The 16,683-nt window shown below is 49.5% G+C and carries 15 protein-coding genes and 1 riboswitch; of the genes, 10 read left to right on the top strand and 5 right to left on the bottom strand.

Annotated features, from left to right (window positions below; all coding sequences use genetic code 11):
• Window positions 1-15: 15 nt before the first annotated feature.
• Window positions 16-534: an Hcp family type VI secretion system effector gene (locus OCU74_RS00235; RefSeq protein ID WP_087482737.1), complete on the bottom strand. Its 519-nt coding sequence runs from the start codon at window positions 532-534 to the stop codon at window positions 16-18.
• 419 nt (window positions 535-953) lie between these two features.
• Here OCU74_RS00235 and OCU74_RS00230 point away from each other — a divergent pair, with 419 nt between their 5' ends.
• On the top strand, window positions 954-1,715 hold the full coding sequence (locus tag OCU74_RS00230) for a helix-turn-helix transcriptional regulator (RefSeq protein WP_087482736.1): 762 nt from the start codon (window positions 954-956) through the stop codon (window positions 1,713-1,715).
• Here the strand turns inward: OCU74_RS00230 and OCU74_RS00225 are convergent.
• A complete protein-coding gene (locus OCU74_RS00225; RefSeq protein ID WP_087482735.1) occupies window positions 1,694-1,951 on the bottom strand; it encodes a hypothetical protein in 258 nt (85 codons plus the stop codon). The genes OCU74_RS00230 and OCU74_RS00225 overlap by 22 nt on opposite strands.
• A 162-nt stretch (window positions 1,952-2,113) precedes the next feature.
• Complete coding sequence (locus OCU74_RS00220) at window positions 2,114-2,746, bottom strand: NADPH-dependent F420 reductase (protein WP_087482734.1); 633 nt, start codon at window positions 2,744-2,746, stop codon at window positions 2,114-2,116.
• A gap of 147 nt (window positions 2,747-2,893) precedes the next feature.
• Between OCU74_RS00220 and OCU74_RS00215 the strand changes: the two genes are divergently transcribed.
• The gene (locus OCU74_RS00215) at window positions 2,894-3,781 is read left to right on the top strand and encodes a LysR family transcriptional regulator (protein WP_087482733.1); all 888 of its coding nucleotides are present in this window, start codon (window positions 2,894-2,896) and stop codon (window positions 3,779-3,781) included.
• Window positions 3,782-3,795: 14 nt separating this feature from the next.
• Here OCU74_RS00215 and OCU74_RS00210 read toward each other — a convergent pair whose 3' ends face one another.
• Complete coding sequence (locus OCU74_RS00210; protein WP_087482732.1) at window positions 3,796-4,113, bottom strand: hypothetical protein; 318 nt, start codon at window positions 4,111-4,113, stop codon at window positions 3,796-3,798.
• Between the two features lie 307 nt (window positions 4,114-4,420).
• Complete coding sequence (locus tag OCU74_RS00205) at window positions 4,421-4,975, bottom strand: TMEM165/GDT1 family protein (protein WP_087482731.1); 555 nt, start codon at window positions 4,973-4,975, stop codon at window positions 4,421-4,423.
• 387 nt (window positions 4,976-5,362) lie between these two features.
• Between OCU74_RS00205 and glyQ the strand changes: the two genes are divergently transcribed.
• The 8 genes from glyQ to uca all read left to right on the top strand — a co-directional run bounded on the left by glyQ (window position 5,363) and on the right by uca (window position 16,664).
• Window positions 5,363-6,286 carry a glycine--tRNA ligase subunit alpha gene (gene glyQ / locus OCU74_RS00200; RefSeq protein WP_087482730.1) on the top strand — a complete coding sequence of 308 codons (924 nt, stop codon included), beginning with the start codon at window positions 5,363-5,365 and terminating at the stop codon, window positions 6,284-6,286.
• A 12-nt stretch (window positions 6,287-6,298) separates the two neighbouring features.
• Complete coding sequence (glyS, locus tag OCU74_RS00195; RefSeq protein ID WP_087482729.1) at window positions 6,299-8,365, top strand: glycine--tRNA ligase subunit beta; 2,067 nt, start codon at window positions 6,299-6,301, stop codon at window positions 8,363-8,365.
• A gap of 238 nt (window positions 8,366-8,603) precedes the next feature.
• Window positions 8,604-8,701, top strand: a riboswitch (guanidine-I (ykkC/yxkD leader).
• A 68-nt stretch (window positions 8,702-8,769) separates the two neighbouring features.
• Window positions 8,770-9,849: a putative urea ABC transporter substrate-binding protein gene (locus OCU74_RS00190; protein WP_087482728.1), complete on the top strand. Its 1,080-nt coding sequence runs from the start codon at window positions 8,770-8,772 to the stop codon at window positions 9,847-9,849.
• A gap of 40 nt (window positions 9,850-9,889) precedes the next feature.
• Window positions 9,890-10,711, top strand: coding sequence for an ABC transporter permease (locus OCU74_RS00185; RefSeq protein WP_087482727.1), 822 nt, complete (start codon window positions 9,890-9,892; stop codon window positions 10,709-10,711).
• Between the two features lie 4 nt (window positions 10,712-10,715).
• A complete protein-coding gene (locus OCU74_RS00180) occupies window positions 10,716-11,534 on the top strand; it encodes an ABC transporter ATP-binding protein (protein WP_087482726.1) in 819 nt (272 codons plus the stop codon).
• 11 nt (window positions 11,535-11,545) lie between these two features.
• A complete protein-coding gene (locus OCU74_RS00175; RefSeq protein ID WP_087482725.1) occupies window positions 11,546-12,307 on the top strand; it encodes an urea amidolyase associated protein UAAP1 in 762 nt (253 codons plus the stop codon).
• A complete protein-coding gene (locus OCU74_RS00170; protein WP_087482724.1) occupies window positions 12,307-12,948 on the top strand; it encodes an urea amidolyase associated protein UAAP2 in 642 nt (213 codons plus the stop codon). The genes OCU74_RS00175 and OCU74_RS00170 overlap by 1 nt, the downstream gene beginning before the upstream one ends.
• Window positions 12,949-13,037: 89 nt before the next feature.
• Complete coding sequence (gene uca / locus OCU74_RS00165) at window positions 13,038-16,664, top strand: urea carboxylase (protein WP_087482723.1); 3,627 nt, start codon at window positions 13,038-13,040, stop codon at window positions 16,662-16,664.
• The last annotated feature ends 19 nt before the right edge of the window (window positions 16,665-16,683 follow it).

The following is a 16,683-nucleotide window of genomic DNA, read 5'->3' as shown; positions in this document are numbered from 1 at the left end:
CTGTGCATCTGACAATTAAGCTTCGATTGGTTTACGCCAGTCGTCAGCACCAGAAGTACCAGCGTTAACGTGATCCCAAGTGATCTTACGGTAAGACATAGATACAGTCAGGTTCTGAGTGTAGTCAGAATCAGCTGGGTTTTGGCAGTGTGGCATTTCACACTTGATATCAACGATAGTTGCGTTTTCAAGTGTTGTAGTGAAGAAGTTTTCTTGTTTGCCTTCGATTGAAGTGCGGTACCACTTCAGCGTTACAGCAGACATTTTTTCACCTGAAGCCAGTGCGTTATATAGCAGAGGAACAGCTTTGTTCAGGTTCACAGTGAATTTGAATGGTTTGTGAACACGCTGACCAGCAGGCTGACCAGACTGAGGATCAGTTGGAACAGTTACAACGTGGTCGAACTGTTGAACCATCATTTCGTCTTCGTGACCTTCAACAAAAGAGTCACCGATAGAATCTGCTGTGCAAGCGCCTGACGTGATTAGCCCCTGAGTTTCACCTTCGATTGAGATATAACATGGAGTTGGCATTCTGTAATTCCTTCAATTATCTATAATAAGTTCATGTTTTTAATGCACTAGAACCTGTTGGCTCTGATTCTGTTAGAGCAAGGGCTGTGCCAACTAACACACACCAATAAAATCAATTAGTTATAAAAACAGAAATATAAATACAAGCAAGATCTTGCCCAGCGTCGAGCAAGAAGTTGCCCGGCGAGCAAAAAGTTGCCCAAACGAAATGGAATGCACATCACGGAAGTGTTTCATATTTGAGATGCGTGACATCAGACGGTACGAATGAAAAAAGAATCAGAGGCATACATGATAATGTGATGTGTTTCATATGTACACGGAAGATTTGGCAAAAACAATTCCGCTTCATTGCACTTTAAAGCGGGGGTTCTAATCTTTATCTGGAATGATTAGTCTTTTATCACTAACAGGTGACAATGAATATCAAAACAATCGGGCACTGGTTGGGAGACAGTATCAGCAGTCTTCCAGAGGATGTCAGAACAACCATCCAGAATCATTTTACTGTGGTTGAGCACGAACATGATATTTCCATTCTGAGCGCGCCGAATCTGAAAGTTGCTTTTTTCTATATGAAGACAAGTCAGCAGCAAAATGAACTGATCATTGCGCTTAAGATATGTGAAAACCTCAACAAGCAGCTTATCATTGTGCACAATAACCTTTTCCATCAGTGTGCCGAATGGTGCCATGTCATCAAAGCGGTGATTGATTTATCGAAAAATCATACCCAGCGTCAGACCGATGAGCTGCTCCGCTCACTGAGCAATTCATCAAATCACCATGAACCGGAGACCATTGCTGATATTGCACCGGATATAACACCGGCGGGTCATCTCTCAGCGGAGCAGGAAAAGTCTCTCTTCGATATTCTGCATTATATCGACCACAACCTTGATACCTCACTGAGAGAAGACGACATTTCGGCTTACTTTCACTATACGCCCAGCTATTTCTCAAAATTGTTCCGTCAGGCAACCGGGATTGGTTTTCGCGACTATGTATGCAGAAAGCGGATAGAAAGGGCCCAGAAGTTACTCCAGACCCATAAAGAGAATCACATTTCACAAATTGCTTATCAGTGCGGATACCGGGATGTTTCCTACTTTTCACGTCTGTTTAAGAAAATCACCGGCACAACACCCAGCGAGTACCGTCAGAGATTCTTTTCATCCTGATAATGCTGCTGAAGTTTTTCGAGCTGTTTCTTCATCGCCCGGACTTCCTGATGCAGCGGTACTACGTGAATAATCTGGATCCAGGATTCAACCATTAGTCCCATAAGAATGATGGCTCCGACGACCATAGGTAGCCACATATCGGTTAACATCATTCCCAGAATGGTCAGAATGAACCCAAAAGTATACAGGTAGATCTGGCTTTTTAAGCTCATGCCTGTGTAGCGAACTAACATACACCTTTTCCCCTTATCTTGACTCCCTAGAGTCAAAGTAGCATGGGAATCATGAAGCAAGTATGTCAGATATCACGCTTGTCACCGATATTTACCAATAGTTCTCCCGGAAAAATTCAGGAGCGACCTGCTTTTGCAAGTCACTCCTGAAGAAACAATCAATTAGCGGGATAACCAGGCCGGAGCGATTTGAGTACCGAAGCCCAGCATGTAACCGAACTGAATGTTCAGATAACCCAATGGTTCGATATAACGGGCATTGGTCAGCGGTCCGGCATTGATGGCATCAAACCCGGCATCACTGGCAATCGCAATGACGGTTTCTTTTGCTGCGTCATCATCTGCTGCGACATAAGTCGGAACCTGACGGCCGTTAAAATCAAGACCTTGTTCATAAACCTGTGCAAATACAGTGTTAAATGCTTTTACAACCGTTGCATCAGCAAAAATCTTCTGAATTTCTTCAGCAGCCGATGTGCTGAATCCAACCGAAATACCTGAGAAATCATCTTTCACCGGATTGGTCACATCAACGATGATTTTTCCTGAGAAATTCGCTTGAGTAGCTAACTCAGCAACTGCACCGTAAGGAATCGCCAGCATCACAACATCAGCATTTGCGACAGCAGTTGCAACAGGCAGGGCCTGAACCTGAATACCATCCTGAGCCAGCTTGGCTGAAAGTGCCTGTGCGCTCTGTTCATCTCTTGATGCCACAGCAACCTGATGGATTGCGCCGAAAGTGCGAGCCAGACCAGAACCGATGTTACCTGAACCAATAATTGCGATATTCATAATGTTTCTCCATTTCTATTCATTTCATTGCCCGGTGTTGTGGGCTATCTGCTTGGTATGGAGAAATTATGCGCCGCCATCCTTTTCAACACAATGGAGATTATATAGAATGATAATCCTCATTTTGTTCCTAATTAAGATTAAATCATGGATCTTCTTGATGGCTTAAAAGCCTTTGTTGCCACCGCACAGACCGGCTCCTTTACCGATGCAGCAGAACGTCTGGGAATTTCTAACCGCCTGACTTCTAAATATGTCGCCCAACTGGAAGAGCGCGTCGGAGCCAGACTATTGCAACGCACCACCCGCAAAGTCGGACTCACGCCAACCGGACAGGAATTACTGGCTCACGCCCCGGTATTACTGGATCAACTGGACAATTTGCTTGGAACGGTATCGGAACAGAGTAAAGGATTGAGTGGTTTGCTGCGCATTGCAGCACCGGTCACTTTCGGAGAAATGTATATCAACGACATGCTTGCCCGGTTTGCAGCGCTTCACCCGGCACTATCGATTGATCTGCGTTTAAACGACTCCCATGTCGATTTGGCTACCGATGGATTTGATCTCGCATTCAGGATTGGTTTGCCGGAGGTGACAACACTGAAGGCCCGTAAACTCGGAGAAATCACCAGTGTTCTGGTGGCATCACCCGATTATCTGGCGAACCGGGGAACACCGGCAACGCCGGATGAACTGGGAGAACATACCTGTATCATTGATACCAACAGAAAAAATTCAGCCCGCTGGACATTTTATCAAGATCAGGCCGAATATCCTTTCACACCACCAAGACATCTGATGGTCAATAGTGCCAGAATCGCCAGAGACTGGGCACTGCATGGGCATGGTATTGCCCTGTGCCCGAATTTCGTGTTGCAAAAAGATATCGAGGCAGGAACCCTGATTCCACTACTGAACGATTACAGCATGAAAACGCATCCGCTCTGCGCCATGTATTTGTCGGGTAACATCATGCCACGCAAAGTCCGCGCTCTGATTGACTTTGCTGTAGATGATTTTCAGCAGCGATAGCCACTTCCCGTCAGTTATTCTGGAAGCATAATTGCACTCGCGACTAAGTATTCTCCATCGCACTGACTGATGTAAAACTTCACTTTTTTTCTAGCCATTGATGCTGAAAGACCAATTGACATGGCTCTGTCAGCTAATTTTGCATTATCAGAAGGGAATTTAATGTAGTTGTAATTTTTGCAAGAAATATTTGTAACGATAGGTGTTGTCTGCACGAAATACACACCAGATTGATGAACTTCAATTGCTCCCGTATCAAGCGGACCAACCCATTCAGCTGACAACACAGAAAAAGAAGCTAACGTTGCCAATATAAATAATATACTTCTCATTTTTTCTCCATACTTAGATTAAATACCTAACAGTGTCTTTTAACTAATTGTTCCTAAATGATTACTGGTAAGTAAAAGAAGGGAACCCGGTAGCATTTGTGCGATCTGATCAGTCGCCAAACTAACAAAACTCCAAAAACGTTACTGAGTGATATGATACTAACATCATCTAAATCTAACCACGCAGATCGATGCCGTATCATCAAAAAAACGTATAAACCTAAAGACCATTATCGCCGTCGTTAATTACTAACGCTATAACCAAACGCTTCCGGAACCTACTCATGTATCCGGAAGCTCGCTTAACTCAGTACAGAACCGCAACAGCGGCCAGACCGACAAACAGAATTGCGGTTACTTTGCGGATCAGCGCCAGTGGCAGCCGATCGGCAGAAAGCTTACCAATCAGGACTACCGGCACATTCGCTACCATCATCCCAATGGTTGTTCCCAGCACAACCCAAAGCAGACCATTGGCAAACTGAGCGCCAAGAACGGAAGTGGCAATCTGCGTCTTATCGCCGATTTCAGCGACAAAAAACGCAATAAAACTTGCAACAAACGGCCCCCGGTTCGAGCAGGTTCCCTCATCATCCAGTTTATCAGGCACCAACACCCATCCAGCCATGGCTAAAAAGCTGACAAAGATAACCCATTTCAGGATCTCCGGAGAAAGGTATTCGGCAACGACAACGCCCAGCCAGGCGGCTAAAGCATGATTGGCAATGGTGGCTAAAAAGATGGCACTGATGATCGGCAGCGGCTTGCGGTAGCAACTTGCCAGCATCAGCGAAAGCAGCTGAGTTTTGTCACCGATCTCTGCCAGTGTAACTGTTGTAATTGATATTGCTAAAATATTCACGACATGCTCTCGGGGCAGGATGATTATAATAACCATAGACAAACTTCGCGCCCTACCCCGGTTTCGCGATGTTTGCCTAAGGTCTTGCTAAACTCCTGCGAGTCTCGAACGCCATGGTGATGGGCACCAAGGATGTTGACGAACGAACCACTGACCCTGCAACAGAATTGATAAAATTCCGCGCAAAATGAAGTGGTAAGCTACTCCCCAAAGACGCCCGCGATTCTAGCGGGCTTCGGTACGGAAAACAAGCACGGCATAGGCTTTGTGTCGTGAAAAGAACAATGAACAACAATTAAACAAGATTGCCACTACTCGACGAGTCAATATATCGGTATAATTCAACGTTATTTTTTAATGATTCAGAAAATTCGCGCGAACCCGACTATGCAAACAAACTATGACAGCAAAACCTTTCAGGGGATGATCCTCGCGCTGCAGGATTATTGGGCCCGGCAAGGATGTACCATTGTTCAACCTTTAGACATGGAAGTTGGTGCAGGGACATCTCACCCGATGACCTGTCTGCGAGCGATTGGCCCGGAGCCGATTGCCTCTGCTTATGTACAGCCATCCCGTCGTCCGACAGACGGCCGCTACGGCGAAAACCCCAATCGTCTGCAACACTATTATCAGTTTCAGGTGATGATCAAACCGTCACCGGACAACATTCAGGAACTTTATCTGGGTTCACTAAAAGCGCTGGGCATCGATCCGCAGGTCCATGACATCCGCTTTGTCGAAGATAACTGGGAAAACCCGACACTGGGTGCCTGGGGACTTGGCTGGGAAGTCTGGCTCAACGGCATGGAAGTGACACAGTTTACTTACTTCCAACAGGTCGGTGGCCTGGAATGTAAACCAGTGACCGGTGAAATCACTTATGGTATCGAACGTCTGGCTATGTATATTCAGGGTGTCGATTCTGTCTATGACCTGATCTGGACCGACGGTCCGCTGGGTAAAGTTACCTACGGTGACATCTATCACCAGAACGAAGTCGAACAGTCAACCTATAACTTTGAACACGCTGATGTGGACTTCCTGTTCACCTTCTTTGATCAGTGTGAAAAAGAATGCCAGCATCTGCTGGAACTGGAAACACCACTCCCGTTGCCTGCCTACGAACGCATCCTGAAAGCAGGACATGCGTTTAACCTGCTTGATGCGCGCAAAGCGATCTCGGTAACAGAACGTCAGCGCTATATTTTGCGGATTCGCAATCTGACTAAAGCAGCCGCAGAAGCCTACTACGCATCTCGTGAAGCACTGGGCTTCCCAATGTGCAAAAAGCAAGACCAACAGGCATAAGGGGAGAAAAGAATGGCTAAAGAATTTTTAATTGAACTGGGAACGGAAGAACTCCCGCCAACACAGCTTCGCACTCTGGCAGAAGCCTTTTACACCAACTTTCAGGACGAGCTTAAAGCTGCTGATTTACCTTATGATGCGATGCAGTGGTACGCCACGCCACGTCGTCTGGCGCTGAAAGTCTCCGCGCTGGCAGAAAATCAGCCGGATAAAGTCGTCGAAAAACGTGGGCCGGCGGTTTCTGCTGCATTCGATGCCGACGGCAATCCGACCAAAGCAGCGGAAGGCTGGGCGCGTGGTAACGGCATTACCGTCGCTCAGGCGGAACGTCTGGCAACCGATAAAGGTGAATGGCTGCTGTTCAAGCAGGAAGTCAAAGGCAAAGCAGCACAGGAACTGGTTGCCGATCTGGCAGCAAAAGCATTGTCTAATCTGCCGATCGCCAAACCAATGCGCTGGGGAGACAAAGACACTCAGTTTATCCGCCCGGTCAAAACCCTGACTATGTTGCTGGATGACACACTAATCGAAGGCGAGATTCTGGGCGTTCAGTCCGGCCGTACAATCCGTGGTCACCGTTTTATGGGTGAAGCAGAATTCACCATCGATTCGGCCAGTCAGTATCCTGAAATTCTGCAGGAACGCGGCAAAGTGATGGCTGATTACGAAGCCCGTAAAGCAATCATCGTTGCTGATGCGCAGAAAGCTGCCGCAGCCGTTGGCGGAACCGCCGATCTGGAAGAAGATCTGGTTGAAGAAGTAACATCACTGGTGGAATGGCCGGTTGTTCTGACGGCATCTTTCGAGGAAAAATTCCTCAAAGTTCCTTCTGAAGCGCTGGTATACACCATGAAAGGTGACCAGAAGTACTTCCCGGTTTACGACCAGAATAACAACTTGCTGCCGAAGTTTATTTTCGTCTCCAATATTGAATCGAAAGAACCACGCCATGTTATCGAAGGTAACGAGAAGGTTGTGCGTCCGCGTCTGGCTGATGCCGAGTTCTTCTTCAATACCGACCGCAAACGTCCGCTGATCGATCGTCTGCCAGAACTGGATACCGCGATCTTCCAGAAACAACTGGGTAGCATCAGAGATAAAACCGACCGGATTGCCGTGCTGGCCGGTTATGTTGCGAAAAGTATCGGTGCAGATATCGACAAAGCAACCCGCGCTGCACTACTGGCAAAGTGTGACCTGATGACCTCAATGGTATTTGAATTTACCGACACGCAGGGAATCATGGGAATGCATTACGCACGCCATGACGGAGAAGCCGAAGAAGTTGCACTGGCACTGAATGAACAGTACATGCCACGCTTTGCCGGTGACAGTCTGCCAAGCAATGGCATCTCATCCGCTGTTGCAATTGCAGATAAACTGGACACGATTGTGGGAATTTTCGGTATCGGTCAGGCACCGAAAGGCTCCGACCCATATGCATTGCGCCGTGCTTCTCTGGGTATTCTGCGGATTATCGTCGAAAACGGCTATCATCTGGATCTGGTTGATCTGGTTGCAGAAGCGAAAGCACAGTTCGGCGACAAACTCACCAACACAAATGTAGAAAGCGATGTGATCGAATTCATGCTGGGCCGTTTCCGCGCCTGGTATCAGGATGAAGGTTTCAGTGTCGATGTCATTCAGGCCGTACTGGCCCGCCATCCGACCAAACCTGCCGACTTTGATCAACGGGTTAAGGCCGTTTCTCATTTCCGTACGCTGGAAGCTGCCGAATCACTGGCTGCGGCCAATAAACGGGTTGGTAATATTCTGGCAAAGTTTGACGGAGAACTGGCAGAAGAAGTCGATCTGGCACTGCTTCAGGAAAGTGCTGAAGTTGCACTGGCAGAAAATGTTGCCGTACTGAGTGAAGCTCTGGAACCGGCATTTGCCAACGGTGACTATCAGTCGGCATTGAGTCAGCTGGCAGCACTGAGAGAACCGGTCGATGCTTTCTTCGAAGATGTCATGGTGATGGCCGATGATGAAGCCCTGAAACTCAACCGTCTGACGCTACTGAACAATCTGCGTAACCTATTCTTAGAAATTGCTGATATTTCAGTATTGCAGAAATAATCAGTTCAGATAAACACAATGATTGCAAAGCCCTGTTGATTCAGGGCTTTTTTATACATTACGCACCAAAATTGTGTAAAAATGCACCAGCATGGTGATTGTTCCACCATACTCAGAATAGGTAAAATAGCATAACTAATTGTTATTTATATAAATTTATCTATTGGCATGTCCTTTGCTGTTCTTTCTTGTTAGTTGCGAAGAGCATAATGCAGTAGTATTTCTAACCACAATTTGTCAAATAGATGTCTAGGGTTCCGGCTGCCACGGCAGTGACTGGTCCGAGAGATATCAACCTCAACTGAGGTCACACGGCGGGACAAAAGCCCGGGAGGCCAACCAATATTATTGGTTATGTCTCTGATGCGCTTGTTCATACCAATGACCCACAGTGGAGGTGGTCTATGAAATTTTTCCTGAAACCTTATCTCACGGCCCTGGCTTTATCTGTCACACTACTTTCTTCCCTCACACTTTCCAGCCCGGCATCTGCCGAAGAAAAATCACAATTTACGCTGGCATGGTCAATTTATGTCGGCTGGATGCCGTGGGATTACGCCGATTCATCCGGCATTCTGAAAAAGTGGGCCGATAAATACGGAATTAAAATCAACGTCGTTCAGGTCAACGACTATGTTGAATCAATTAACCAGTACACCGCAGGACAGTTCGATGCAACCGTGATGACCAATATGGATGCTCTGACAATTCCGGCAGCCAGTGGTGTAGATTCAACCGCGTTAATCGTGGGTGACTTTTCCGATGGCAATGACGGCATCATCTTAAAAGGTGATCATAAAACGCTGGCTGACATCAAAGGTCAGAATATCAATCTGGTCGAACTCAGTGTGTCACACTATCTGATGGCCCGGGCACTCGAAGCGGTCGGATTGTCAGAACAGGATGTCCATGTCGTCAACACCTCCGATGCGGATATTGTGGCGGCCTACCAGACACCGGATGTCACTTCAGTTGTCACCTGGAATCCGTTACTGAGCGAAATTACTGCGCTGCCCAAAACTTCACTGGTATTCAACTCAGCCAAAATTCCCGGAGAAATTATCGACCTGCTGGTCGCCAATACCAAAACCCTGCAAGACAACCCTAAGTTTGCCAAAGCCCTGACCGGCGCATGGTATGAAGTGATGTCAGTAATGAACTCACAGGATAAAGCCGATGCAGCCAAAACTGTCATGGCAAAAGCATCCGGCACCGATCTGGCAGGCTATAACGCTCAGTTACAAGCGACCAGAATGTTCTTCTCTCCTGCCGATGCCGTGCAATTTACCGACAGTGTTTCGCTGATGAAAACCATGCAGAAAGTCGCGCAGTTCTCTTTTGACCACGGTCTGCTGGGCGAAGGAGCACCGGATGCCACCTTTATCGGGATCGAAACCCCGGCGGGTGTGTATGGTAATTCAGACAATATCCGACTCCGCTTCAATCCGGCCTACATGAAAATGGCCGCCGAACACAAACTGTAACCATGAACCGAAGCCGACGAACTGTGGATCTGGAGTAGTTATGACCCGACTCATTAACCGGAAACCATCACCGTTACTGCGTCTGATGTTAGGGGCTTTTCCCTTTGTAATCGTCCTTATTATCTATCTTGTCGCCTCAGATGCCCGCCTGAGCGTTAATCCGGCAGACAAACTGCTGCCCTCTTTTGGCAGTTTCACCACTGCCGTTGAACGGATGGCATTCACACCGAGTAAACGGACCGGAGAGTATCTGCTGCTCAACGATACCCTGACCAGCCTGCAACGGCTGGGTATCGGTGTCGGACTGAGCGCACTCATCGGTCTCTGCTTTGGGGTCGCCAATGGCATTCTCCCCCTGATCAGGTCTTCGTTATCACCGCTTGTTACCGCGATTTCCCTGATCCCGCCAATGGCGATCCTCCCCATTCTGTTCATCATGCTGGGGCTGGGAGAAGTCTCCAAAATTACTCTGATCGTAATTGGTATCTGCCCGATCATCATTCGTGATATCCAGTTGAAAACCCAGTCACTACCAGAAGAACAGCTAATCAAAGCACAGACTCTGGGAGGTAACAGTTGGCAAATTATTGTCCGCGTGATTATCCCGCAAATCCTGCCACATCTGATCGACGCAGTCCGGCTGACACTGGGTAGTGCCTGGCTATTTCTGATTGCAGCCGAAGCTATTGTCGCCACTGAAGGTCTCGGATACCGGATTTTTCTGGTCCGGCGTTACCTGTCGATGGACATCATTCTGCCTTATGTGCTGTGGATTACACTGCTGGCCTTTATGATGGACTGGCTGCTCAGGCAACTCTCCCGGTGGCTCAGTCCCTGGCATCATCAGACTCAGGGAGGGTAAGTCAATGAAAGAACCGATGCTGCAAATCCGCAACCTGTGGAAAGAGTATGGCGACAATATCGTCCTTGAACGGCTCAATCTGAACGTAAACGAAGGAGAATTTGTCAGTATTGTCGGCGCCTCCGGCTGCGGCAAAACGACATTTCTCAATCTGCTACTGGGAACAGAGCCGGTCAGCCGGGGAGAAGTCCTGCTGGATGGTCAGCCACTCCGGCAGGAACCGGGCGTCGAGCGGGGCATTGTTTTTCAGAAATATTCGGTCTTTCCACATCTGACCGTTTTGGAAAATGTCATGATCGGGCTGGAATTCGGCAACTCTCAGTTCAGTGGACGTCTGTTGGGACGAGCTTTTGGCCGCCAGCGGCAACAAGCCCGGCAACAAGCCTGCACCATGCTGGAACAGGTAGGACTGAGTCATGCCGAACATCAATATCCCCACCAGCTTTCCGGCGGGATGCGTCAGCGCTTGTCCATTGCTCAGTCGCTGGTGAAACAGCCTCGTATTCTGTTGCTTGATGAACCGTTTGGCGCACTGGATCCCGGCATCCGCAAAGACATGCATGAACTGGTGCGGGAGCTGTGGCAGGAGCAACACCTGACCGTATTCATGATTACTCACGACCTGAGCGAAGGTTTCCATCTCGGCAGCCGGATCTGGGTATTTGACCATCCGCGTCTCGATCCACAGTCTCCGGAACGCTACGGCGCACAGGTCACCTTTGATATTCCTTTACATAAAACCGCAGCCCGGCCAGCCCAGACTCTGCAATCGCTGACCGAATCGTTCAGCCCGACGATACAACCAATTGCCGACGCAATCTGAGGAGCGAAATTATGTCTTATGCAATACCAACTGAACTTTCAGAACCCGATATTATCTTTACCGAAATCATTCCCGGCGCATCTCACTGGTCAATGAAAATACCACGCGGATATACGCTGACGGCAACCGATATGGAAGGCGGCGCGAATCTGAGTCTGCTGTTTTACAATCCGGCAAACCTGCTCGAACGCTACAATGCTCCGGATACACTCAAGTGCCAGCACACCTTTAAACTTACCGCCGGTCACTGTCTCTACTCTGATATGGGACGAATTTTTTGCCGTGTCATTCACGATGATACCGGATGGATCGATACGGTTTGCGGGGTTGCCAATAAAGCCAGCGTTACCCAGAAATGGGGAGAACGGACCTATCAGACCGACCGAAACCAATGGAAACAGAACGGTTATGATGCACTGTTAGTCGAAGTTGCCAAATATGGCCTCGGAAAACGGGATCTGGCAGCCAACCTGAATCTGTTCAGTCAGGTTCGCACCGATGCTGCGGGTAATCTGAGCTATGTGGAACACCACAGTCAGCCCGGCGATACTATCGCGCTGCATTTCGAGATGGAAACACTGGTCATCCTGACCACTTGCCCGCATCCGCTTAACCCCGCTGCGGAATATCCGTTTAAGCCGGTGCAACTGACACTGACCAAATCCAGTGAAACCGTCATCCTGCCACAACCCACTCATGGAAAAGAAGAGAATCAACGCGGTCTTGAAAATAACCGCCGCTACCACTGCATATCCCCTCAGGAGGTATTCTGATGATTATTGAAAGTCCACTAAAAGCTGAAGATGCATTTCGCCGCGATACCGTTCCGGCCGGTGACTACTACATGAAAGTCGTCTATCAGGGACAAACGGTCCGGATCCTCGATCTGGAAGGCAATCAGGCCGCAGACACACTGTTTTACAGCGCCAACGACCCGGCAGAACGCTACAGCGCGATTGATACCATTCGTGAACAGGGCAATGTCTACCTGACTGCCGGGAGCCGGATACTCTCCGATCAGGGCAATCTGATGCTGGAAATCGTCGCCGATACCTGTGGCCGTCACGATACGCTGGGCGGTGCCTGTGCGACCGAGAGCAATACCGTTCGCTATGCCACCGACAAGAAATGTATGCATGCCTGCCGCGATAGCTGGCTGCTGGCTGTCAGCGAACATGAAGAATTCGGCATGACGAAACGCGATATTACCCACAATATCAATTTCTTTATGAATGTCCCGATCACAGAATCCGGCGGCCTGACCTTTGAAGACGGTATCAGTGCGCCGGGCAAATATGTCGAACTGAAAGCAGCCATGGATGTCATTGTGCTGATTTCTAACTGTCCGCAACTAAACAATCCGTGTAATGCCTACAATCCAACCCCGATAGAAGTGTTGGTCTGGGACGCCTGAACCCAGCCAGTCTGAAAATCTGAGCCGGGGACGACCCCGATTCCGCTCACAATACCAGCCGGGACGACCCGAAAACGACGGAATAACTTATGTTGAATAAGGTATTGATTGCCAACCGCGGTGCGATAGCCTGCCGGATTATCAGAACACTGAAACAGATGAATATCACCAGTGTCGCGGTATACAGTGAAGCGGATGCTGAAAGTCTGCATGTCCTTCAGGCTGATGAAGCCTACTCTCTCGGAGAAGGAGCAGCGGCCGCCACTTATCTCGATCAGCAGAAAATCATCGCGCTGGCGAAATCCTGTGGCGCGGATGCAATTCATCCCGGTTACGGTTTTCTGAGTGAAAACCCGGCGTTTGTCACCTTATGTGAACAGTCTGAAATCTCTTTTCTCGGCCCGACGCCGGAACAAATGACCATCTTTGGTCTGAAGCACTCTGCCCGGGCGATTGCTTCACAAGCCGGTGTGCCTCTGCTGCCGGGAAGTGATCTGATTAACAACCTTGAGGATGCACAGATACAGGCAGAACAAATCGGGTATCCGGTGATGCTGAAAAGTACCGCTGGTGGCGGCGGCATCGGTATGCAGCGCTGTGATAATGCTGCGGAGCTGGCTCAGTCTCTCGATTCCGTCCGGCGACTCAGCGAAAACAATTTCAGTCACAGCGGTATTTTCTTAGAAAAATTTATCGAACAGGCCCGCCATATTGAAGTCCAGATTTTCGGGGATGGGCAAGGACAGGTGATTGCTCTCGGTGAACGGGACTGCTCGGCACAGCGCCGCAATCAGAAAGTCATTGAAGAAACACCGGCACCGAATCTGAGCGAGACAACCCGTCAGGCACTCCGCCAGACCGCCATCAGGCTGGCCGCCACTGTCAACTATCGCAGTGCCGGGACGATTGAGTTCGTTCTCGATCAGCAAAGCGAAGATTTCTATTTTCTGGAAGTGAATACTCGCTTACAGGTAGAGCACGGTGTGACAGAAGAAGTATTCGGTATCGATTTGGTCGAGTGGATGGTGCGCCAAGGGGCGGGAACTCTCGATCTATCGGCGTGGCAAAACGACAGACAGCCTAATGGTCACGCGATTCAGGTCCGCCTCTATGCTGAAGACCCGCATAAAAACTTCCAGCCCAGTGCCGGATTACTCAGTCATGTCGAATGGCCGCAACTGCCCGGTTTGCGTATCGAACACTGGATTGAAGCAGGAGTCGAAGTCTCCCCATACTTTGATCCGATGCTGGCAAAAATTATCGTCCACGGAGACGATCGCGCTCAGGCTCTGGCCCGCATGGAGCAGGCGCTCAGTCAAATCAGTTTGTATGGTCTGGAGCATAACCTGTGTTATCTGCAACAGCTGATTCAGACCCCGCTGTTCCGGGAAGGCAAAATTCTGACCCGTAGTCTCGATCACTTTGTTTATCAGCCGCAGACCGTCGATATTCTCAATGGCGGCACTCAGACTACGATTCAGGATTATCCGGGCCGTCAGGGTTACTGGCATGTCGGGGTTCCACCGTCCGGGCCAATGGATTCCCTCAGCTTCCGGCTGGCAAACCAGTTACTACATAATGATGAAACTTGCGCCGGGCTGGAAATCATCGTCACCGGCCCGACACTCCGGTTCAACATGACCAGACAGATTGTCCTGACTGGTGCAACCATTCAGGCGACACTGGATAACAAGCCACTGGAAATGGGAGTAATCACTCAGGTTCATGCCGGGCAAACCTTACGACTCGGCAAAATCACCGGTCCGGGAGCCCGGAGCTATCTGGCGGTGGAAGGCGGTTTTCAGTGTCCGAATTATCTCGGCAGCAAATCAACCTTTACATTAGGTCAGTTCGGCGGTCATACCGGACGCGCACTGCGTAGCGGAGATGTGCTGCACTTCGATCCGTCAGTCAGCAAATCCGACAGCGCCGCAGAACACCCGGTGATACTGCCGGAACTATCCGACAGCTGGCAGATTCATGTCATGTATGGCCCGCATGGTGCACCGGATTTTTTCACCAATGATGATATTCAGGCATTCTTTGCTGCCAGCTGGACGGTGCATTTCAACTCCAGCCGCACCGGCGTCCGTTTAGTTGGCCCAAAACCGGACTGGGCCCGTCCGGACGGCGGAGAAGCAGGTCTGCACCCGTCCAACATTCACGACAACGCTTATGCGATCGGCACCATCGATTTTACCGGAGATATGCCGGTGATTCTCGGACCGGACGGTCCCAGCCTTGGCGGATTTGTCTGCCCGGCGACGGTGATAAAAGCTGACTTATGGAAAATCGGCCAGCTCAAAGCCGGAGATAAAATCCGCTTTGTACCGGTTTCTCTGGCAGAAGCGGAAGAGGCCGAGCAGAGGCAACATGCTCAGATCCGCCAGTGTCAGGTCGAATCCTATTCATTCACTCCCGGACAGCCAGACACACCGATTGTGGCTGAAATCCCGGCGACAGCAAATCAGGAACAGGTCGTCTACCGTCAGTGCGGTGAAGATTTCCTGCTGGTGGAATACGGCCCGCAGGTGCTGGACATCCGTCTGCGTTTTCGCGTTCACGCCCTGATGCTCAGTCTGGAACAGCTCAAACTACCCGGAGTTCAGGAACTGACTCCGGGGATTCGTTCCCTACAAATCCACTATGACAATCTGCATTTACCACGTAAGCAGCTTCTCGACACATTAATCGGATTAGAACAACAGTTAGGTGATATTGACCAATTGACGGTTCCGGCCCGGATTGTTCATCTGCCCTTGTCCTGGGATGATGAAGCGACCCGGCTGGCGATTCGCAAATACGAAGAAGTGGTCAGGAAGGATGCGCCTTGGTGTCCGGATAATATCGAGTTTATCCGCCGTATTAACGGTCTGAAATCTGTTGATGAAGTCAAACAGATTGTTTTTGAGGCCAGCTATCTGGTTATGGGACTGGGCGACGTTTATCTCGGCGCACCGGTCGCAACGCCGCTGGATCCGCGTCACCGGCTGGTCACCACCAAATATAATCCGGCCCGGACCTGGACGCCTGAAAATGCCGTCGGAATCGGCGGCTCATATCTGTGTGTCTATGGCATGGAAGGTCCGGGAGGTTATCAGTTTGTCGGACGAACCCTGCAAATGTGGAACCGCTACCGGAGCACACCTTATTTCCAACAACCCTGGCTGTTGCGCTTTTTTGACCAGATCCGTTTCTATCCGGTCAGTGCGGAAAAATTACAGACCATTCGTCAGCAGCATCCGCGGGGTCAGTATCCGTTAAAAATCGAAACTACCACCTTTTCACTGGCTGATTATCACACGCTGATCGAAAACAATGCCGAAGCGATAGAACAGTGTAAGTCCCGCCAGCAGAAGGCTTTCGAGGCTGAAAGACAACGTTGGGCCGACAGCGGACAGGCGAATTTCATTGCTGAAGATGTCACATTGGAAACCCCGGCTGAGAGCTGGGTTCCTGATGAAGGTTGTGAAGCCGTTGAAAGTCATGTCACCGGTAATATCTGGCAAATACTGGTACAACCCGGCCAAACCGTTGCAGCAGGTGAGACGGTTGCTGTGCTCGAAGCGATGAAAATGGAGCTGGAAGTCACTTCACCCGTCGGCGGCACCGTTGCAACCATTTGCCATACCTCAGGCTCACCGGTTCAGGCAGGTCAGCCCATTTTAACCATTCGTACGGCGGATTCTGCCTGCTTAACCACTCAACCCGTTTAATGATGCAAGGAAGCTAAGT

This window comes from Vibrio mangrovi (assembly GCF_024346955.1).
GTDB lineage: Bacteria > Pseudomonadota > Gammaproteobacteria > Enterobacterales > Vibrionaceae > Vibrio > Vibrio mangrovi.
Note: the sequence above shows the minus strand (reverse complement) of the source record. Positions and strands in the feature narration are given on the sequence as shown.

Excerpts from the sequence above, each read along its gene's own strand:
- OCU74_RS00235 (WP_087482737.1), bottom strand. The coding sequence starts at position 534 with ATGCCAACTCCATGTTATATCTCAATCGAAGGTGAAACTCAGGGGCTA.
- OCU74_RS00230 (WP_087482736.1), top strand. The coding sequence starts at position 954 with ATGAATATCAAAACAATCGGGCACTGGTTGGGAGACAGTATCAGCAGT.
- OCU74_RS00225 (WP_087482735.1), bottom strand. The coding sequence starts at position 1,951 with ATGTTAGTTCGCTACACAGGCATGAGCTTAAAAAGCCAGATCTACCTG.
- OCU74_RS00220 (WP_087482734.1), bottom strand. The coding sequence starts at position 2,746 with ATGAATATCGCAATTATTGGTTCAGGTAACATCGGTTCTGGTCTGGCT.
- OCU74_RS00215 (WP_087482733.1), top strand. The coding sequence starts at position 2,894 with ATGGATCTTCTTGATGGCTTAAAAGCCTTTGTTGCCACCGCACAGACC.
- OCU74_RS00210 (WP_087482732.1), bottom strand. The coding sequence starts at position 4,113 with ATGAGAAGTATATTATTTATATTGGCAACGTTAGCTTCTTTTTCTGTG.
- glyQ (WP_087482730.1), top strand. The coding sequence starts at position 5,363 with ATGCAAACAAACTATGACAGCAAAACCTTTCAGGGGATGATCCTCGCG.
- glyS (WP_087482729.1), top strand. The coding sequence starts at position 6,299 with ATGGCTAAAGAATTTTTAATTGAACTGGGAACGGAAGAACTCCCGCCA.
- OCU74_RS00190 (WP_087482728.1), top strand. The coding sequence starts at position 8,770 with ATGAAATTTTTCCTGAAACCTTATCTCACGGCCCTGGCTTTATCTGTC.
- OCU74_RS00185 (WP_087482727.1), top strand. The coding sequence starts at position 9,890 with ATGACCCGACTCATTAACCGGAAACCATCACCGTTACTGCGTCTGATG.
- OCU74_RS00180 (WP_087482726.1), top strand. The coding sequence starts at position 10,716 with ATGAAAGAACCGATGCTGCAAATCCGCAACCTGTGGAAAGAGTATGGC.
- OCU74_RS00175 (WP_087482725.1), top strand. The coding sequence starts at position 11,546 with ATGTCTTATGCAATACCAACTGAACTTTCAGAACCCGATATTATCTTT.
- OCU74_RS00170 (WP_087482724.1), top strand. The coding sequence starts at position 12,307 with ATGATTATTGAAAGTCCACTAAAAGCTGAAGATGCATTTCGCCGCGAT.
- uca (WP_087482723.1), top strand. The coding sequence starts at position 13,038 with ATGTTGAATAAGGTATTGATTGCCAACCGCGGTGCGATAGCCTGCCGG.